General features: G+C 60.0%; 2 protein-coding genes. One reads left to right on the forward strand and one right to left on the reverse strand.

Going from position 1 to position 2,047, the window contains the following annotated elements; translation table 11 throughout:
• Positions 1-74: 74 nt before the first annotated feature.
• Positions 75-377: a hypothetical protein gene (locus EHS19_RS04170; RefSeq protein ID WP_151916535.1), complete on the reverse strand. Its 303-nt coding sequence runs from the start codon at positions 375-377 to the stop codon at positions 75-77.
• A 235-nt stretch (positions 378-612) separates the two neighbouring features.
• Here EHS19_RS04170 and EHS19_RS04175 point away from each other — a divergent pair, with 235 nt between their 5' ends.
• Positions 613-1,761, forward strand: a complete 1,149-nt coding sequence (locus EHS19_RS04175) for an acyltransferase family protein (protein WP_151916536.1) — start codon at positions 613-615, stop codon at positions 1,759-1,761.
• Positions 1,762-2,047: the final 286 nt, after the last annotated feature.

Here is a 2,047-nt window from a genome sequence, read left to right on the forward strand (position 1 = left end):
GCACATCTGCGACCTCGTCGCGTACTCCACGCCCTCGAACAACCACCTGCCCACCTGTTCCTCCCGTCGGTCGGTCAGGTGTTGCAACGATCACTGGAACCCGCCCGGCGCTGTTCGTCATCGGGGGGGGGCTGGGCCTTGTCGAAGCACAGAAAACCTGAGATGACGAAGAATATGTCGACCGCCGGCCAGAGCAGTGACTGGCCGATATGCAGCCAGACGCTAGGCAGCGAGGAAAGCACCGCAGTGTGCTCGGCGATCACGAAGAACGCCAGCACGAACTTGAGCGAGTCCAGAATCGGGTACAGAGTACGTGGCGTTGCCGGATGCGCCGGATGTGCTATGGCCTGCTGCGATGCGTTATGCTGCGTCCCCATGGTTCGCTTTTTCCTGTTCTTCCTGTGGCTTCCCCTATTGCGGATTCACCTATGATGAATCACCTCAGTTCCTCAGTTCCTCCTGTATTATATGTGCCGCGAGCGCGGCTCGGCGCGGTGTGAATCAAAGACGGCGCTATGGGCTAGTATGCGTATGAGTTCGCGGTCTGCATGTTGCCGGTGCTGTCGCGGTGCATCGGCTGCGCAATGCGATCAGTCGCTTGGAGGTATGTGAATGAGAGAGAATGCTGCGCCCGTCGGTAGCTCAGTCGGTAACATCTCGGTTTCTGCAACCGCCACGCCGGCTGCCGCAACGAAGCGCATCGCGTGGGTCGATTACGCAAAGGCGGTTGCGATTCTTGGCGTGTTCATCATGCACAGCGCCGCGCCGGACAGTCTGTCCGCAGTGGTCTCAGCCTATGACATGATGGTGTTCTTTCTTCTCTCCGGATTCGTGTTCTCGATTCGCCGATACGCGTCATTTCCGCCGTTCCTGTGGAACAAGGTGCGTACGCTGCTGATTCCTGGTCTGTTCCTGTCCGTCGTGACGTTTCTCATCGAACGGCTGATCAGCGTTGCGCTCGGCGGCGAACGATGGTCGATTGGTAGGTATCTCACATGGTTCGCTGGTTACGCGGTCAATCTTCGCGGGCGTGAAGGATTCGGTAGCATTCCATGGTTTCTGGTCTGTCTGTTTGTCATTGAGATCGGCGGCTATGTGCTGCTTCGAGTGGTGACCAGTCTGGGATTGGATGGCGGCCGAAGGTTCGTCGCGCTGATTCTGGTCTCGGCGGTGCTGCTGGCGTTGGGATGGTTGTACAGCGCGTTCGTGCATGTCGTCCTTCCGTGGTGCGGCGATGTTGCGTTGTCGATGTCCGGCTTCTTCGTGGTCGGCGTGGCATTGCGCCCGTATGCTGACCGACTGCATCGCGCGTTGCGCGCGTGGGCGATCATTCCGGCCTGTGCGTTGTTGATTGCGGCGGTATGGCTGGATTCGCGCGTGTTCCGCGGTGCGGTGAATCCGTATATGAATGATTTGGGCAATCCGCTGTGCTTTGTGATCGGGGCGTTTGCCGGAATCTGGATGGTGTTCGCGTTGTGCCGCACCATCGCGGATTGCAGGCCGCTGGACCGAGTGCTCGGAGGGCTGCTGGCGTATTGGGGTCGCAACACGCTGGTGTTCTACTGCATCAATGCGCCGATATATCCGTGGCTGATTCCCTGGCTGCTTGGCTTTGTCGGTCTTGACGCGACATCGGCGGATGTCGGTATGCGGCTTGCCTGCGCGTTGGGTGCGATCCTGATCAATCTGGCGATCTGCACGCCGTGCGCCGAGATCATGAATCGGTGGCTTCCCGGCGTACTCGGCCGCAAGCGCCGCTGACGGGTTGTTGGCCCCGCTGACGGGTTGGTGGCGCCGATGGAGCTGGTGGTGCCAGTAGTGCCGTTGACCGTGGGGCTTGGCGTCTGGTGTTAACGATGTGGGTGCGGGTGCCGGCCATGGCGGTTGCGCTGGTGGCACCGCAGTTTATCCTCATCGGGCGGTTGATCGTCGACTCTGTTTCCCCGTGTGATTCCTTGGCACCACTCCCCAGCGCGCTTCCCAGCGCAAGAGATTCTCGAAGGAATCGGCCATTTCGAGATTCTCTTGCGCTGAGCCCGCTCTCCGC

Origin of the sequence: Bifidobacterium jacchi, assembly GCF_009078285.1 — a bacterium.
GTDB classification, from domain to species: domain Bacteria; phylum Actinomycetota; class Actinomycetes; order Actinomycetales; family Bifidobacteriaceae; genus Bifidobacterium; species Bifidobacterium jacchi.

Excerpts from the sequence above, each read along its gene's own strand:
- EHS19_RS04170 (WP_151916535.1), bottom strand. The coding sequence starts at position 377 with ATGGGGACGCAGCATAACGCATCGCAGCAGGCCATAGCACATCCGGCG.
- EHS19_RS04175 (WP_151916536.1), top strand. The coding sequence starts at position 613 with ATGAGAGAGAATGCTGCGCCCGTCGGTAGCTCAGTCGGTAACATCTCG.